Source organism: Parasegetibacter sp. NRK P23 (assembly GCF_023721715.1).
Classification (GTDB): Bacteria; Bacteroidota; Bacteroidia; order Chitinophagales; family Chitinophagaceae; genus Parasegetibacter.
In genome coordinates this window covers 229,187-245,000 of record NZ_JAMDLG010000001.1, presented here as the reverse complement: position 1 = coordinate 245,000, position 15,814 = coordinate 229,187, and the positions used below count along the sequence as shown (strand labels likewise).

Annotated in this window: 14 protein-coding genes and 3 tRNA genes (1 of these 17 only partly in view); 6 read left to right on the top strand and 11 right to left on the bottom strand. The window is 48.7% G+C overall.

All coding sequences use genetic code 11. The features are described from left to right. Positions 1-399 carry the final stretch of a T9SS type A sorting domain-containing protein gene (locus M4J38_RS19770; RefSeq protein WP_251757654.1) on the top strand. It extends 630 nt beyond the left edge of the window, so 399 of the gene's 1,029 nt are visible here — the last part of the coding sequence; its start codon lies beyond the left edge, outside the window; the stop codon is at positions 397-399. A gap of 73 nt (positions 400-472) precedes the next feature. Here M4J38_RS19770 and M4J38_RS00960 read toward each other — a convergent pair whose 3' ends face one another. Next, entirely contained in the window at positions 473-1,330 is an 858-nt protein-coding gene (locus M4J38_RS00960) for a dienelactone hydrolase family protein (protein WP_251757653.1), read from the bottom strand. A gap of 68 nt (positions 1,331-1,398) precedes the next feature. Here M4J38_RS00960 and M4J38_RS00955 point away from each other — a divergent pair, with 68 nt between their 5' ends. Then, positions 1,399-2,241 carry an alpha/beta hydrolase family protein gene (locus tag M4J38_RS00955; RefSeq protein ID WP_251757652.1) on the top strand — a complete coding sequence of 281 codons (843 nt, stop codon included), beginning with the start codon at positions 1,399-1,401 and terminating at the stop codon, positions 2,239-2,241. A gap of 3 nt (positions 2,242-2,244) precedes the next feature. On the opposite strand, the gene M4J38_RS00950 is transcribed toward M4J38_RS00955, so the two are convergent. Next, positions 2,245-2,880 (bottom strand): Crp/Fnr family transcriptional regulator, encoded by a 636-nt coding sequence (locus M4J38_RS00950; RefSeq protein ID WP_251757651.1) that lies wholly within the window; start codon positions 2,878-2,880, stop codon positions 2,245-2,247. Positions 2,881-3,062: 182 nt separating this feature from the next. On the opposite strand from M4J38_RS00950, the gene M4J38_RS00945 reads away from it, so the two are divergent. Beyond that, on the top strand, positions 3,063-4,166 hold the full coding sequence (locus M4J38_RS00945) for an acyltransferase (protein WP_251757650.1): 1,104 nt from the start codon (positions 3,063-3,065) through the stop codon (positions 4,164-4,166). Positions 4,167-4,361: 195 nt separating this feature from the next. Here M4J38_RS00945 and M4J38_RS00940 read toward each other — a convergent pair. The 4 genes from M4J38_RS00940 to M4J38_RS00925 all read right to left on the bottom strand — a co-directional run bounded on the left by M4J38_RS00940 (position 4,362) and on the right by M4J38_RS00925 (position 6,008). Next, positions 4,362-4,447 (bottom strand) — tRNA-Leu (locus M4J38_RS00940). A 104-nt stretch (positions 4,448-4,551) separates the two neighbouring features. After that, positions 4,552-4,627 (bottom strand) — tRNA-Gly (locus M4J38_RS00935). Between the two features lie 94 nt (positions 4,628-4,721). After that, positions 4,722-4,925: a hypothetical protein gene (locus tag M4J38_RS00930; protein WP_251757649.1), complete on the bottom strand. Its 204-nt coding sequence runs from the start codon at positions 4,923-4,925 to the stop codon at positions 4,722-4,724. 57 nt (positions 4,926-4,982) lie between these two features. Then, complete coding sequence (locus tag M4J38_RS00925) at positions 4,983-6,008, bottom strand: glycosyltransferase family 2 protein (protein WP_251757648.1); 1,026 nt, start codon at positions 6,006-6,008, stop codon at positions 4,983-4,985. A 51-nt stretch (positions 6,009-6,059) separates the two neighbouring features. Between M4J38_RS00925 and M4J38_RS00920 the strand changes: the two genes are divergently transcribed. The 3 genes from M4J38_RS00920 (at position 6,060) to M4J38_RS00910 (ending at position 8,548) form a co-directional block, all read left to right on the top strand. Beyond that, a complete protein-coding gene (locus M4J38_RS00920) occupies positions 6,060-7,247 on the top strand; it encodes a HAMP domain-containing sensor histidine kinase (RefSeq protein WP_251757647.1) in 1,188 nt (395 codons plus the stop codon). A gap of 38 nt (positions 7,248-7,285) precedes the next feature. Then, positions 7,286-7,371 (top strand) — tRNA-Leu (locus tag M4J38_RS00915). 178 nt (positions 7,372-7,549) lie between these two features. After that, positions 7,550-8,548 carry a YhcG family protein gene (locus M4J38_RS00910; protein WP_251757646.1) on the top strand — a complete coding sequence of 333 codons (999 nt, stop codon included), beginning with the start codon at positions 7,550-7,552 and terminating at the stop codon, positions 8,546-8,548. On the opposite strand, the gene M4J38_RS00905 is transcribed toward M4J38_RS00910, so the two are convergent. The 5 genes from M4J38_RS00905 to M4J38_RS00890 form a co-directional block, all read right to left on the bottom strand. Next, positions 8,523-10,283 carry a sodium:solute symporter gene (locus tag M4J38_RS00905; RefSeq protein ID WP_251757645.1) on the bottom strand — a complete coding sequence of 587 codons (1,761 nt, stop codon included), beginning with the start codon at positions 10,281-10,283 and terminating at the stop codon, positions 8,523-8,525. The genes M4J38_RS00910 and M4J38_RS00905 overlap by 26 nt on opposite strands. Next, on the bottom strand, positions 10,280-10,411 hold the full coding sequence (locus M4J38_RS19735; protein WP_256469186.1) for a hypothetical protein: 132 nt from the start codon (positions 10,409-10,411) through the stop codon (positions 10,280-10,282). The genes M4J38_RS00905 and M4J38_RS19735 overlap by 4 nt, the downstream gene beginning before the upstream one ends. A 22-nt stretch (positions 10,412-10,433) precedes the next feature. Next, positions 10,434-10,583 carry a hypothetical protein gene (locus M4J38_RS00900; RefSeq protein ID WP_251757644.1) on the bottom strand — a complete coding sequence of 50 codons (150 nt, stop codon included), beginning with the start codon at positions 10,581-10,583 and terminating at the stop codon, positions 10,434-10,436. Beyond that, a complete protein-coding gene (locus M4J38_RS00895; protein ID WP_251757643.1) occupies positions 10,584-13,085 on the bottom strand; it encodes a PIG-L family deacetylase in 2,502 nt (833 codons plus the stop codon). 136 nt (positions 13,086-13,221) lie between these two features. Beyond that, positions 13,222-15,771, bottom strand: a complete 2,550-nt coding sequence (locus tag M4J38_RS00890; RefSeq protein WP_251757642.1) for a M14 family metallopeptidase — start codon at positions 15,769-15,771, stop codon at positions 13,222-13,224. Positions 15,772-15,814: the final 43 nt, after the last annotated feature.

Here is a 15,814-nt window from a genome sequence, read left to right as displayed (position 1 = left end):
AACGCAATGGCTATTGAAGGCGCACCAAACCTGAACGCGACGGCGCCAGTTGTTACCGAAACAGTTACCACCAACACCGCATCGATCACCGCGTTGAATATTGCTCCGGAAGCCAACCATGATGCGCTTGTGCTCAGTAGTGTTTCAGGGTACCCCAACCCCTTCACGTCAGAGATCAATATCCGCTTCAGTTTGAACAAACCCGCACCGGCTATGGTGGTTACGGTTTGTGACCTGTTCGGAAGAATTATTGTGAAGCAGGACCTGAAACAACTTTCAACCGGCACACAACAGGTGAAACTGAATATTCCTTCCAATATCAAGTCGGGCCTGTACATCATCAGGATCAACGATGGAGATGGTAAAACGATGGAAACATTAAAAATGATCAAGCGTTAAACAACGCGTAATACTAAACAAAGAAGTCGGATCACAATGGTCCGACTTCTTTGTTTATCCCAGAAAGTAAAACTCAGGAAAGTGTTTTTCTGAACAGCTCCATTGCCCTGCCCCAGGCCAGTTTTGCGGCCTCTTCATTGTAGCGGGTAGGTGCGGTATCGTTGTGGAAGGCATGTTGCGCGCCTTTATAAATAAACAATTCGTATTTGATCCCGGCTGCCTTTAAAGCGGCTTCATAAGCGGGGATACCGGCATTCACTCTCTCATCCATTTCTCCGTAGTGCAGCTGCACGAAAGCTTTAATTTTCGGCACGTCCGCAGCGTCGGGTTGTCTGCCATAGAAAGGTACCGCGGCCTTCAGATCGGGTACATGAACAGCGAGCTGATTGGCCATGGCCCCACCCCAGCAAAACCCTATGCAACCTGCTTTCCCATTGGACTCGGGCCTTGATTTCAGGTAATCGAAAGCGAGGATGAAATTCTGAAGATTCTGCGCGTTGTCGATCTTTCCGAACAAACCACGGGCCTCCTCTTCGTTGGACGGTGTACCACCTTGCGGCGCAAGTGCATCGGGCGCCAGGGCCAGAAACCCTGCCAGGGCCGCACGGCGCGTTACATCTTCAATATGTGGATTCAGCCCCCGGTTCTCATGAATCACCACCACTGTTCCGAATTTCCCTTTTGAATTGGGGCGCGCGAGATAACCTTTCATGGTACAATCTTTCCCTGGGTAGGTAACCCGCTCAGTAATGATCTTATCCTGGTATTCCGAAGTAGTATCGGCATTGGAATAGTTCAGTTCCAGTTTGGGGAGCATAGACAAAGCCGTGGCCATACCTCCCGTGAGCACCGCCAGGCGACGCAGGAACTCATCGCGTTTGAGCGGCTTATGCGTATATTCGTCGAACAGATTGATGATACGTTGGTCCATGGTAATAGCATTTAGATGAAACAGTAATTTAATCATTTATACACACACTACATTTTTAAACCTTCGGCATGAGCAGCAACTCATTTAAAAGAATCATCCTTCCGGCAATAGCCCTTTTAATTATCCAGTCTTCTTCCTTCGCGGCTTCAGTGGATACCCTCCTTACCTACAGCCCTTCCATGAAAAAACACATCAAGGCGGCGGTGATCAAACCATCCGGTTACAAACCAGGCGCTAAAATCCCCGTAGTGTACCTCCTCCATGGTTACAGCGATAATTATTCCGGGTGGCTCTCCAAAGCCAAAGGCTTCGAGAAAGCAGCCGATCTGCACAATATGCTGATCGTTTGCCCGGACGGCGGTTTCAGCAGCTGGTACTGGGATAGTCCTATCGACCCATCCTACCAATACGAAACCTACATTACAAAAGAACTGATTCCTTTTATAGACTCCGCTTTCAGCACCATCAGCAATAGAAAAGGAAGGGCCATAACCGGGTTGAGCATGGGTGGCCATGGCGCACTGTACCTGGCTTTCCGGCACCAGGACCTGTTTGGCGCGGCAGGAAGTATGAGTGGCGGCGTAGACATCAGGCCCTTCCCCAACAATTGGGAAATGACAAAACGCATCGGGAAATATTCAGAACATCCCGAATACTGGGAGCAACATACCGTGATGAACCAATTGCACCTGCTCACGCCCAATGCACTGGACATCATGATCGATTGCGGCACCGGCGACTTTTTTTATGACGTGAATATGAAACTCCATGAAGCGCTCTTATACAGGAATATTCCCCACGATTTCCTGACGCGTCCCGGGGTACACAACTGGGCTTACTGGCTCAACGCCGTTCAATACCAGTTGCTCTTTATGCACAACTATTTTCAGAAAGCGGCGGCAACGCCCTGAGCATTATTTCCCCTGGCTTTTCTGCTGACGAAGCCTGCTCAGCGTTTCGATCCGGATGCCCAGGAAGGAAGCAATATATTTTAGAGGCGCACGCTGAAGAATGTTCCGGTAACTATCGGAAAGAAAAAGCGCATCGTACTTCTCCATGGCCGTGGGAAGACGGGCGATAAAGGCTCTTGCTTCCGCGTCCTGGTAATAATTTTCCAGTACCAGCCTTGTGATGATGTGTTGTTCCGGACATTGTTCATACAACAACATGAGGTCCTCTGCGTGAATACATTCAACGATACAGTTTTCGATGGCCTGGATGTTCTCTTTGGCGGGCTGGTTTTTAAAGAAGCCGGTAATGGAAGTAACGAGTTCATTTTCGCAACTGATCCAGGTGGTGATGTCGCCCTTGCTGTACTCAATGAATCCGCGGATCAGTCCGCTGCGGATAAAACAAATAAAAGAACACACTTCTCCTTTCTTCACCAGCATCTCTCCTTTCTTTAGTGAACGCAGGAAAATCTTGTCGCTCAGCAATTTTTTATATTGGTCCGAAACGGGGTAAAGGCTTGCAATGAAGTCTGCTACATGGCAACGGTTATCGCTATCCAACAAAGCAACCGGAGCATTCTTCATTTTTACAACTGCCATAAGCAAATGGTTAACGGGGGAAACTGGGGTAAATACCTACGAAGATATAAGGATTATCCGAATGCGTTTCAAATTAGGGATTGGTACTGGTGTGTAAAAGAATAATTCTTATTGAAAATTGCGCAAACGATACCATTCCCCGGCAACCTTTTTCACCAACCGAAACAACTTATTATTGCAATATGAATCAGGCGGGCACAACAATAACAATATCAAAATCTCACTACGAAATACTGGACGGCTTAAGGGGCGTGGCCGCCCTGGCGGTGGTGGTCTTTCATTTTATGGAATGGGTTCACCCTGATTTAAGTAAGAACTTTATCGCGCACGGGTTCCTGGCCGTAGACTTTTTCTTTTGCCTTTCAGGCTTCGTGATCGGATATGCTTATGACGACCGTATACAACGAATGGGCATCCTGGAGTTTTTTAAAGCACGCGCCATCCGGCTGCATCCATTGGTGGTGATCGGATCGGTGCTGGGCTTGCTGGCTTTTTTGTTTGACCCTTTCGGAGGAAGTCCTGAGTTGTACAATGCCGGAAACATCATCCTTCTGTTTGTATGTTCTGCGCTGCTGATCCCCTTTCCGGTAATGGCGGAGCGTGGGTTCAACCTTTTCGGGCTAAATGCTCCATCCTGGTCGTTGTTCTGGGAATATGCGGCCAATATAGCGTATGCTCTGGTGCTTTGTAAAATCAAACGAAATACGCTGATGGTACTGGTTATCCTTGCCGGTATCGGGTTATCTTTTGTTAGCTACCGCGCCGGTAATTTGCTGGGTGGATGGAGTGGACCGACTTTTTTGGATGGCTTTGCAAGGATTGCCTACTCTTTTCTTGCGGGTCTTCTTATCCATCGTTCCAACTGGATCATCCGCAACAAATTGGGTTTCGCAGGCCTGGCCGTATTGCTCGCCCTGGCTTTTCTGATACCCTTCACATCATGGAGCTGGCTAACGGAACTGTTGGTGGTATTGTGTTATTTTCCACTGCTGATCACATTGGGCGCGGGAGCCGTTTTAAACAAGTCATTCAGAAAACTGTGTTTGTTTTCAGGAAAAATATCCTACCCTTTGTATATGACACACTATGCCGTATTATGGCTATTCGGCAACTACTATACCAATAATCAGCCGGATGGCATAACCCTTATTTTCATCATTGTTGGAGGAACAATATTCGTGCTGGTATTGGCTTACCTGGTGATGGTGCTGGCCGATATGCCGATACGGGAATACCTGGATAAAAAAAGAAAAGCGAAACTGATGGAAAAGAACCAGGAGAGATAACTCAATTCATGAACAAAGGAACTTTGAGGATGGATTAAATTTATTGGGAAGACCGCACTTTGCGTTACTGCCTTCAATGAAATACTTGCGCCTTTTGAAGGCCTTCAGGGTAAGATTCGCAGAGCAGGAACATCTGTAAAAAAGAATAGGAACAGTTTTAAGCTGTTCCTATTGTCTCCTTTCAGGAGATGAATGTACCCGGGACGGGAGTCGAACCCGTACGGGCCTTGCAGCCCACAGGATTTTAAGTCCGGCGTGTCTACCAATTCCACCACCCGGGTGTAACCGGTCTTGCGACCTGAAACTTCGTTTAAGCGATGCAGTTATGAAATACTTCAAAAACTTTGTCGCAAAAAAAATTCCATCCGTTTTGCGGATGGAATCCTGGAGCGGAAGACCGGGCTCGAACCGGCCACCCCGACCTTGGCAAGGTCGTGCTCTACCAAATGAGCTACTTCCGCATACTGATAAAGAACTGTGTTTGAATGATTTGGGAGTGCAAAGATAAGGTTTGTTTCAATAATTCAAAATTTTTCCTGCACTTTTTTTTCAAACCTATTTATACTTTGGTGTATACAGCGTGTTATCTGGCACTGCCACATCAGGTGTTCCCTTGTAACGGTGCTGGTACAATGAGTAGCAACCACCTAGCACGAATGCCAGAATGCAAAAAACCTTCAGGTAAAATAAAAATACGGAAGAGTTCACCCAGTTGCTGGCAATATCCTGGCTCTGTTGTTCTTGTATTTCCTGTGCCATTGTGCTTGTTTGATTACGGTGCAAAAATAAAGGTTCCGTTCAAAATATGAACACCCTTTACGAGAAAAATATTTCGCTGAACTTTTTCTTTCCTTTTACGAAGTGTTGATATACAATGCTTCCCTTGTACCAACCTGCTGTAAGGTTGCCGCGTTTCACGGGAAAAAGGTTCCCTTTCTTGCTGCCCAGCATCCAGCGCACCACATACCAGTGGGCCTGTACGATGGCGATGAAATAGGCCCGCTGCCCGGCGAACAAAGATTTCCAGGCGGAAATGCCATCCAGTACGAAGCGCAAGGGCAATTTGTACACCAGCGTATGGTAAGGCAGGTTTTTGCAGAGCATGATGAGGTTGTTCCTGAAATTCAGGTACACCTTGCGTTCATTTCCTTTGGGAAGCGTGCCTCCGCCCAAATGGTACACGACCGAAGCGGTGCAAACATAGATCCGGTAACCCATCAGCTGGATGCGCCAGCAAAGGTCTATCTCCTCCTGGTGGGCGAAGAAAATGGGGTCCAGTCCTCCAGACTCGCGGTAAACAGTTGAACGGATGAACAACGCGGCACCGCCCGCCCAGCCAATGGGTGCGGAATCGGGGTATTGTCCGGTGTCAATTTCACAGTAATCAAAAACACGTCCACGTGCGAAAGGATAACCCAGTCCATCGATCCAACCGCCAGCGGCACCGGCGTATTCGAACCGGTTTTTGTCGGCGAACATCTTGATTACCGGCTGACAGGCGGCAATGGTCGCATCCTGTTCCAGCAATTCGACCATTGGCGCCAGCCAGTTGGGTGTTACCTCCACATCGGAATTCAGCAATACATAATAATCGGCTTCCACCTGTTTCAGTGCTTCATTGTACCCTTTCGCGAAACCATAGTTTTCGGGAAGACGGATCAGCCTGATCTGCGGATAATTGGCTTGAAGGAAATCTATTGACGCATCGGAAGAAGCATTGTCAGCCACGATCAGCTCCATACTGGGATAACCTGTCGCTTCCAGGAAGGGCAGGAACTTTTCGAGATGGTGTTTTCCGTTCCAGTTCAATATTACGACTGCTACTGATGGTTGCCTCGTCAAAATGCGCAGGTTATGTTTTTTAAATGATGTGCAAAGCTATTATTTTTACGGATGCTATCCACTCTTCAGAATTGGCGCACCTGGCTCGCCATCATCGCCATTGCCATTGTTTCGGGCACCATCCTGTATTCCCAGTACCTGGCCAGGAAAATAGCGGGTGGGGAAAGAACAAAAGTGCTGCAATGGGTGGAAGCGGGCAAACTCCTTATTAACGACTCCACCGGCATCAGCAACCAACTGGTAGGGCTGGTGATCGCAGACAATACAGATATTCCCATCATTGAAACAAATGAACGCGACAGCATCATCAGCTTCGTGAACATTGATACCTTCAAAGTAAGGACCCGCCCCGATTACCTTCCATCCTTACTCAATAAGTACCGGAGCAACAATGACCCCATCACCTGGATCAACCCCTCTGATTCCACGCAGATGAACCGGTATTATTATGGTTCTTCCTTCCTGCTCGCCGAAGTGGAATATTACCCGATTGTGCAACTTTTCATCGTTGCGCTCTTTATTCTCATTACCGTTCTTTCCCTTCAAACCAGGAACCGCTCGGTGCAGAACCAGTTATGGGCAGGCATGGCGAAAGAAACGGCACACCAGTTGGGCACGCCGGTATCTTCCCTGGAAGGTTGGGTGGAAGTACTGAAGGATGCCCCGGCAGATACCAATATGATCCGGGAAATGGCCAAAGATGTGGAACGGCTGAAACTGGTGAGCGACCGGTTCGGGAAGATCGGCAGCACCCCACAGTTGGAACAAACGGATTTGTTGGCACAGGTCAACAACATGGTAGACTATATCCGGAAACGCGCCACGGGAAAGGTGCAGTTCGAGGTGAGCGCACCGGAGCATACCCTGCTGAACGCCGAAGTATCCCCTCCCCTTTTTGATTGGGTGATGGAGAATTTGTTGAAGAACGCGCTTGACGCCATGGATGGAAAAGGAAATATTACGGTAACCTTACTGCCTGAGGGGAGAAATATTATTATAGAGGTGAGAGACAGCGGCAAAGGCATTCCGCGCCAGCACTGGCAAAAAGTATTTGCCCCGGGGTTCACCACAAAAAAAAGAGGCTGGGGACTGGGCTTGAGTTTAACCAAACGCATTGTAGAACAGTTCCACAACGGGCGCATCTTCGTGAAACAAAGCGATGCTTCCACGGGCACCACCTTCCGGATTGAAATGCCCATTCAGGCTTCCCAGGAAAAAAAATCCGGAAAAGCACGCTGAATTATAAAATTTTATACATTTGCACTCCCATCAAAAAAGCGGCGGTGGCGAAATTGGTAGACGCACTACTTTGAGGTGGTAGCGCCTTTTACCGGGCGTGGCAGTTCGAATCTGCTCCGCCGCACTTGATTAAAAATGCAAGGAAATTCCTTGCATTTTTGTTTCCATTCTTTTTCGCGTGTATCTCCCACCACAGGCGCGGATAAAGCAATTTATTTACTGAATCACCATTCAGGTCCATCACCACTGGCCCTGCCGGCAGTGTATTGTATTATTCATCAATAAAAAACAATCGTATGGAAATGAATCCAACTTTAGTAACCGCCATCAGATCACTTATCCTTGAAAGCAGGGAGCAGGCCGTTCGTACAGTAGACCATATCCGGGTAAGCATGTACTGGAACATCGGGAAACGGATTTTTGAAGAAGAACAGGAAGGAAAAGACCGTGCGGATTATGGCGCATTCCTCATCAGAACACTTGCAAAAGAATTGGAACCAGAATTTGGCACAGGCTTCACTGTTCGTCAACTGGAACGTTACAGGCAATTTTACAGGACTTTCCCAATTGCGTCCGCACTGCGGACGCAATTCAGCTGGACACATTACAAGTTGCTGTTACCTATTGACAATCAAGAGAAAAGAGCGTTTTACATACTCGAAGCTTCAAAGAACAACTGGACATCCAGGCAACTCGAAAGACAGATTAACAGCCAGCTTTATGAACGGCTGCTTTTGAGTACCGATAAGGAAAGTGTAATGGCCGCGGCAAAGGGGGAAAAACAGCCTGCCAACCCGCTTGATGTGATCAAAGATCCAATGGTACTTGAGTTCCTGGGATTAGAAAAGTCTCCTTCTTATTATGAAAAAGACCTTGAAGGCGCATTGATCGCACACTTACAGGAATTCCTTCTTGAACTGGGGAATGGTTTCTCCTTTGTAGCAAGACAAAAACGTATTCACATCGGCGGAGATGATTTTTTTATGGACCTTGTATTTTATAACCGTTTGCTGCAATGCTTCGTGGTCTTCGAAATAAAGACGCATAAAATCACACACCAGGATATCGGCCAGTTACAGATGTATGTAAATTATCTTGACAGGTTTGAAAAGCAACCTTTCGAGCAGGCGACTATCGGCATCCTTTTGTGTGCGGATAAAAACGATGCAATGGTGAAGATCACGCTTCCTGAAACGAATGCATCCATCGTTGCCAGTAAATACCAGCTTTATTTACCCACAGAACAGCAACTGCTTGCGGAAGTTAAAAATAAGGTCAGCGCGATGGAGCATCATTCATAACCACCGGAGCAACTCTCCGCTCCCCCATAAACAAACTCAACATCCAGGCCAGCGCCACCACCGCTACGGCCCCTACCAGGTTCAGCCACAGGAAACCCAACTTCGTAAAAAAGAACATCCAGATGATACCCGCTTCCACCACAAGCGCGGCGGTAAATACCGCGTTGCCACCTACTTTTTTCACATAGAAAGCCACCAGGAAAATACCGAGTATCACCCCGTAAAACAACGACCCCAACACGTTCACGGCTTCGATTAAACTGCCCATTCTGTTGGAGAACTGCGCCACGATAATGCAGAAGATGCCCCAGAAAAGCGTATACCTTCTGGACCATTTGTATTCTTTCTCATCCAGCGCAGCCCCTTCCAGCCGTTCTTTCTTCGCGGAAAACCTTTTGTGGAAGTCCACCATTGTGGAGGACGACAACGAATTCAAAGCGGCCGCGATGGAGCCCCAGGCGGCCATAAATATAACGGCGATGAGCAGGCCAATCAGGCCTTGCGGTAAATAGTCGATCACAAAGCGGAGGAAGATGTAGTTGGTATCATTCGCATCAGCACCGGGCGTTTTTTTGAGTATCGAAGTAAATTGCTGTCGCACGGTATCCGATTGTGCGTTCAGCACCCGGAGCTGGCCCGCGGTCTGGTTCATCAGAACGGAATCTTCACGGTGAAGCGCATCCGTAAATAAACGGACCGCAGACTGTTTTTCTTCCGCGATCGCGATGTGTTTTTGCTCCAGCAAGTTGAAACTATCTTTGTAAGCCGGGGCTGCGGCTACCTTATCCGTCTGCACTTTATTGAAAAAGATCGGCGGCGTATAGAACTGGTAAAAAGTAAATACCAGCGCGCCTACCAATAAGATCAGGAACTGCATTGGTACTTTTACCAGGCCATTCATCAGCAAACCGGTCCTGCTTTCCGCAAGTGATTTCGCGGTCAGGTACCTGCCCACCTGACTTTGATCGGTCCCAAAATAAGACAGCGCCAGGAAGAAACCGCCGATGATGCCGCTCCAAATATTGTAACGGTCGCTCCAGTCGAATCCGCCACCGGTTTTTGTTCCGGAGGTGATCACATTCAGTTTACCCAGTTTCCCGCTCACGTGCAGCGCATCGGCAAACCCCACGCCTTCGGGCAGCATTTTCACCACCATATACCCCGCGAAAAACATACCCGCGAAAATAATCAGGAACTGTAATTGCTGCGTGTAGGCTACGGCCCTTGCCCCACCAGTCATCGTGTACACGATCAGTACGCCGCCCATAACGATATTGGTCCAGTAAATGTTCCACCCCAATAAAGAGGAAAGGATAATTGCCGGTGCATAGATGCTGATGCCGGTGGAAAGTCCGCGCTGCAACAAAAACAGGAATGATGTGAATGCCCTTGTTTTCAGGTCGAAGCGCTGTTCAAGGTACTCGTACGCGGTAAACACCTTTAGTTTATGGAATACGGGCACAAAAGACGCTGCGATAAGCACCATCGCCAGCGGCAGGCCGAAATAATATTGGACGAAGCGCATACCATCGGTATAAGCCTGTCCGGGCGCGGATAAAAAAGTTATGGCGCTGGCCTGTGTGCCCATGATGCTGAGCATCACAAGGTACCAGGGCATACTCCGGTTGCTCAGGAAATAGCCGTCGAGGTTGCGTGTGGTCTTGCTTTTGTACAAACCGTACAGAATGATGGCGGCAAGGGTGGCTACCAGTACGAACCAATCGATACTGCTCATGAGAAATATTTGGTGAAAAGAGAGAAGAAGATGATTTCCAGGACAAGCGCAGCAATCACTATCACGCTGATGCGGGTCATATTAAATTTCCTGTCGGGGCTTTCCGCCCCGCCGGTCGCTTTTTTCATACGAGCATTTTTTAGTGACCTGTTAACGCTTTCTCAGGCCGCTGGCCAGCAGTCCCAGAAAGAGTCCTATCAGCAATCCTACGTGTACTTTCTTAATAAAAAATCCAATGGCCAGGCCAATAATAATAGCCAATGCAAACCCTACATTCCTTCTCTGCGGCGCTTTCTGCATTTAAAACGGTTTCTTCTGGTTCAACGCAATGATGTTCGCCAGCAGCCTGTAAGCGCCGGGAACACCTGCCGGTAACTGGCGGAAAAACACCAGTCCGGTGTACACAAATGTACCTTTTCCATGGCGGGCAATGATCAGACTTCCCTTTTGTTCATTCTCCCCCGGATCTTTCATGGAAAGAACAGTTTCATATTCTGGCGCAAGCTGGTCGGCGAAATAGATGCCGCGCTCCTGCACCCATCCTTCAAAATCCGCACTGGTAATGGCATTCGGGTAGTTCAGCACTGGATGTTCCTTTTTAAGAAAATTTACGGTGGCTGTTTCATCCGTAACGCGATTCCTTGTTATGGCGAATGGGTAAGGCCCGATTTTCGCGCGTACCGGTCCGATCTGGTTGTTGGTATTGTATTGTACAATCAGGTTGCCCCCTTCTTTCACATAATCCATCAGCGCCTCGTAGCGGTTGCTTAGAAACGCATGTACATTGTGCGCGCGAACTCCCGTAATAACGGCATCAAATGAACGCAATAAAGCAGGCTGAAGGTCCTCTTCTTTCAATAGCACCACTTCATATCCCATCTGGCGCAGCGCAGGCACCACTTTATCTCCCGCTCCGGGAATGTACCCGATCTTCTTCCCGGCCGTTTTCAAATCGATGTTCAGTACTTTAACAGAATCCGTGTAGAAGTAATGCTGCACCGGGATATGATCGTATTGAATCTGCACTTCGTCCTGATCCATCCGCTCTCCTTTCGCGTTTGATGCGAACACTTTAAGAGAACTCACGTCACCATTTTTTAAGGAGGTATTGCTGAAGTTAAAGGGAAACGAAGCGCTCATACCTTTAGATAGCGGCTTTTCCAGCGCGGCGAATTGCTGTGTGATGCCATTGATGGTATGGTTCATTTTCAGTGCGCCTGCGGCGATATCCGCATCAGCGGTGAGTTCTACTTCCACCATAGCGGAGGAGGCAACGCCTTTCCGGAACAACAATACGTCGGGATTGGTTTTCACCAATGCCGGCGGCACTACCTGCAAGGGCTGGTAGATTTCTCCTTTCACCGGGTCGGTATATTTGTACATCACCGGAAGTTGGTAAGTAAGCGGGAGTCCGGCAATTTCCAGTTCCACAGTTGCTTTAAAAGCCGTACCGTTTTGCGGCAGGCCGATCAGTTGCTGTTCGCGTACGTCAAAATACCCTGCGCCCATCGGTCTTTTTAACCAGTAAGGTTGGGTGGTTTCACGGTCGGCGGGAACAGTAATGTTGAAAGGAAGATTTACATTTACGTTGTGCTCCAGCGTTTTGTTCAGCAGGGTATCTCTTCCTCCAACGCTTATCTTTCCGGCTTTCACTGCCGTGGATAATCTTTTATTGAGCGCCAGATTGATGGTGAGTGGCGCACCGGGTACCACCGATGGCTGGCTGGTGGTGGCATCCAGCCAAAGTGCGGCGGAAGCGGCGATAAGCTGGCGCAGTTCGGCGAGTTTTACTTCCTTCCAGAAAGGGTCCTGTAAAGCCTGCACCATTTTGTACAGCTCAACCAGGTCGGGAACCGAGGCGGAGGGCTTACCCGGATTAAAATTACGGATGACCGTCTCCGTTTGAAGCACCACCTGGTTGCTACCAGGCACGCGGCTCCAATCGGTGGCTACGCCATCAGTTAGTGAAGTGGCGGGCGCGGTTCCTTTGATGAGCCGGAAATATTCGAAAGCCTCTCCTCTGGAGCGGGGTACACCAAAACCCTGGCTTTTGTGCTGGCTCCGGCTTTCCGCGGCAATTTCGCCGTAACTCTTTCCCAGCAAAGGATTGAATTGTCCCACTTCTATCTTGAACTGGTCCTCACTGATGGTATTCGCGGAACCAAAGTTGAAGGTGTTCCACAACAATCTTTTGGGTTTCCAGGGTTGAACATATTTGAGTTGTTCAGGGTATTTGGTTGGATCACCCGCCAGTTCAAAAGCCTCTCCCGCGAGAATGGCTGAAGCGGTATGGTGTCCATGCCCTCCTTCTCCTGTAGTGGGAAAACGGGTAATGATCACATCCGGACGGAATTTCCGGATCACATATACCACATCTGCGAGCACTTTGTCTTTGTCCCAGAAACGGAATGTTTCCTCGGGATTCTTGGAGAACCCGAAATCATAGGCTCTTGTGAAGAATTGTTCGGCACCATCCACGCGGCGGGCGGCGAGCAGTTCCTGGGTTCTGATCAATCCCAGCTCAATGCCCTGTTCATCTCCGATCAGGTTTTGTCCGCCATCACCCCTGGTGAGAGAAAGATACCCGGTGCGGTAATTCATTTCCCTGGAGAGATACGTGAGCAAACGCGTGTTTTCATCATCCGGGTGCGCCGCGATGTACAATACTGAACCCAGCACTTTAAATTTATTCAGTTGCTGGAGTATTTCGGCGGAGGACCAGGACGCCGGTGCCTGGCCGTAACTTAAAGCCGTGCACAAAAGCTGTAAGGCGACAAACGAGGTCAACAGGATTTTCTTCATCCTAACAGGTTATATTTTTTACAGGTGAAAGCAATGTATTTCACGGATAAGAAGCCCGAACAATACATTGCGCTCCCCCCATTCTATGGATTGAAATGGTGTTTGAACAGCGAAGATAAGGCTTCGGGGCAAGCATTTATTGCCCCACCAGGAACACCGCGTTGCACAACATCAGTTTTCCGTTTTCCCAGAAACTGCGGAAAAGTGGATTCTCGGTCAGGTAAACGACCTGGCCCAGCCCCATGGGCTGAACGCCCAACACCATACCATCGCTGAGGAAAGGTTTCAGTTTATTGCCCGCGAACCCGGTTACGTAGTTGTCTTTCTTGAGCACGCCCACGTTCCAGCCGTTATCGGAGAAGTATTCGTATACCTGGGCATTCATTTTCAGGGCGTAGTAATAATTGGGATAACCGAAAGCAAGGGGATGCGTGTTGTCAAGGTCTATTTTGTAGATGGCTCCTGGGATGTTGGTCTGTACATCGTCGCGTTCCCGGTTCGCGTAAGTGCGCAGTGACTCGTAGGGGTTTTTCTTGTCGTCTTCCTTGTCTTTTTCCTCTTCCTTTTTGGGTTTTAATCCCCATTCGGCGCGGGCGATCTGGGCCACACTGTTTTCGATGGCGATGAGCCTGCCACCGTTGCTCACCCATTCCCTTATTTTTTCAGCGGAATTCTTTTCAGAAAAAATGCCGGAATAATTTGCTGGCACGATCAATACATCGGTTTCGTTCCAATTCAATTGCCCCAGGTCATCGTAGTTCACCATATTTACGGGATAGCCCAGTTCTTGTTCAAAGAAATGCCATACTTCACCTGCTCCAAGAGATGATACCCGGTCTCCGGTAACAACGGCCACATTGGTGCGACCAATTAACCTGACTTTATCGCTGCCAAAATCGAAACCTTTTTCGGCAAAGCCGGTATTCAGTCTTTCAATATGGACCTCATTCTCTTTCTTCAGCTTATTCATAAGGGCTTCCATTTTCCCCGAAAACTGCCTGTTCGCAGCCCTGGTAACAATCAGCGTTCCCCGTTCAAAATCTTCTCCATCTACCCGGAACGGCTCCTGCGCATACCGCACTTTTATGCCCTGTTGCAATAAACTACCAAGCGCTTTTGCGGAATTTGTGCCCGTCCAGGGAATGGCATAAGCGTAAGCATCTTCAGCAGATATTTCCTCTTTAACAACAACTGGCGGCGTGAACATATTATACTGTACAGGAACTTCTTCTTTGGTAGCGAATGATTCCAACCCATAAGCATAGGGCAATGCCCAGGCTGTAATATCGTAAGTAACGGAATCGCTGAGGAACGCGCGCGGTTCAAACAATACGCGCACCATGGCCGACCTGGGCTGTTTGGAAGGAATCACGATATCGCCTTCAGCAATAGCAACTTTTTCATCTTTGCCTCCAAAAAAACTGTACCCGGAATAGTTGCCTGACTTTGCCGTTCCGAACCTGATATCATTTTTGTTCAACAACGCTTTCAACGCATCTATACGCGCTTTATCGGCCGGCCTGTTCTTGACCACATAAGATTTATAGTTACCGTAACCCGCACTGGTGGCCTGCTGAAAATATTTTTTAAACTCCGCTGTTACTTTCTCTGCATTGCGCGCGGTTACTTCAATCGTACTCATGCCGGTGGTAAAATGGTGCAGCGCCCTGTCGGCAAGGGTAAGCGTATCACCATCTTTTGTAACCACGGCCAGTCCGCCTCTGCTGTGCCCGCCCTGTTCGTAAGTCATGCCAATAGCCCCGTTGTAAGTGGGATAAGTATCGCCATAACTGGGATAGAACAGGTCGAATTGCTCGCGGGTGAAATACAGCCAGCCGTTTTTATCGAAGTAAGCGGCGTTGTTTTTCCCGATCTCGGTTTGGAAGGCGCGTTGCCAGGGGGTAATCACTTCGTGGAAAGGTTCGGCCGCGGGCGCGAAATAATACGGTGCGTTAAAGCCCTGTTCGTGGAAGTCCACATGTACGTGCGGCATCCACTTATTGTACATTTTCAGCCGCTGTTGCGATTCCACCTGTGTTTGCCAGGCCCAGTCGCGGTTGAGGTCAAAATTATAATGGTTGCTCCGTCCACCGGGCCAGGGTTCGCTGTGTTCCCTGGAAGTCGGATCAGGATTGGGTTTTGCACCTGCAACGGAATTATACCAGTTCACGTAGCGGTCGCGACCATCGGGATTCACACAGGGATCGATCACTACAACAGTATTGGAAAGCCAGTTTGCCGTTTGGGTATTTGTTTTGTCCGCCAGCGCATCCAGTGTAAGCATGGCGGCTTCAGAAGAAGATGGTTCGTTGCCGTGCACATTATAACTGAGCCATACAATGGCGGGCGCTTTTTCGGAAGGAGCGGCTTTGTCATCGGAAAGCTGCGCCAGCCGAAGGTTGTTCAACCTGATCTGTTCCAGTTTGGCCATATTTTCCGGGGAAGAAATGAAAGCCAGCATCAAAGGCCTTCCCTCATAGGTTACGCCGTATTGTTCCAACTTTATCCTGTCTGGATGAGTAGCGGCCATCTGGCGGAAATAATCCAGTATCCTGTAGTGTGGCGTGAATTTTTCGCCGATCTTATACCCCAGGAACTTTTCACTTGCCCCAATGGTTTGCGCCTGGCTGGAAACGTTCAGCAGCAGGCTGGCGACGATCAGTAATTTCCTCATATCTTTCAGCATAAATAAATTGGTTGTAAACGGAAAAGCACCGCGGCCATAGCCG

Coding starts and splice junctions, on each gene's coding strand:
- M4J38_RS00905 (WP_251757645.1), bottom strand. CDS start 10,283: ATGAGCAGTATCGATTGGTTCGTACTGGTAGCCACCCTTGCCGCCATC.
- M4J38_RS19735 (WP_256469186.1), bottom strand. CDS start 10,411: ATGAAAAAAGCGACCGGCGGGGCGGAAAGCCCCGACAGGAAATTTAAT.
- M4J38_RS00890 (WP_251757642.1), bottom strand. CDS start 15,771: ATGCTGAAAGATATGAGGAAATTACTGATCGTCGCCAGCCTGCTGCTG.
- M4J38_RS00910 (WP_251757646.1), top strand. CDS start 7,550: ATGAATCCAACTTTAGTAACCGCCATCAGATCACTTATCCTTGAAAGC.
- M4J38_RS00945 (WP_251757650.1), top strand. CDS start 3,063: ATGAATCAGGCGGGCACAACAATAACAATATCAAAATCTCACTACGAA.
- M4J38_RS00950 (WP_251757651.1), bottom strand. CDS start 2,880: ATGGCAGTTGTAAAAATGAAGAATGCTCCGGTTGCTTTGTTGGATAGC.
- M4J38_RS00920 (WP_251757647.1), top strand. CDS start 6,060: ATGCTATCCACTCTTCAGAATTGGCGCACCTGGCTCGCCATCATCGCC.
- M4J38_RS00960 (WP_251757653.1), bottom strand. CDS start 1,330: ATGGACCAACGTATCATCAATCTGTTCGACGAATATACGCATAAGCCG.
- M4J38_RS00955 (WP_251757652.1), top strand. CDS start 1,399: ATGAGCAGCAACTCATTTAAAAGAATCATCCTTCCGGCAATAGCCCTT.
- M4J38_RS00930 (WP_251757649.1), bottom strand. CDS start 4,925: ATGGCACAGGAAATACAAGAACAACAGAGCCAGGATATTGCCAGCAAC.
- M4J38_RS00900 (WP_251757644.1), bottom strand. CDS start 10,583: ATGCAGAAAGCGCCGCAGAGAAGGAATGTAGGGTTTGCATTGGCTATT.
- M4J38_RS00895 (WP_251757643.1), bottom strand. CDS start 13,085: ATGAAGAAAATCCTGTTGACCTCGTTTGTCGCCTTACAGCTTTTGTGC.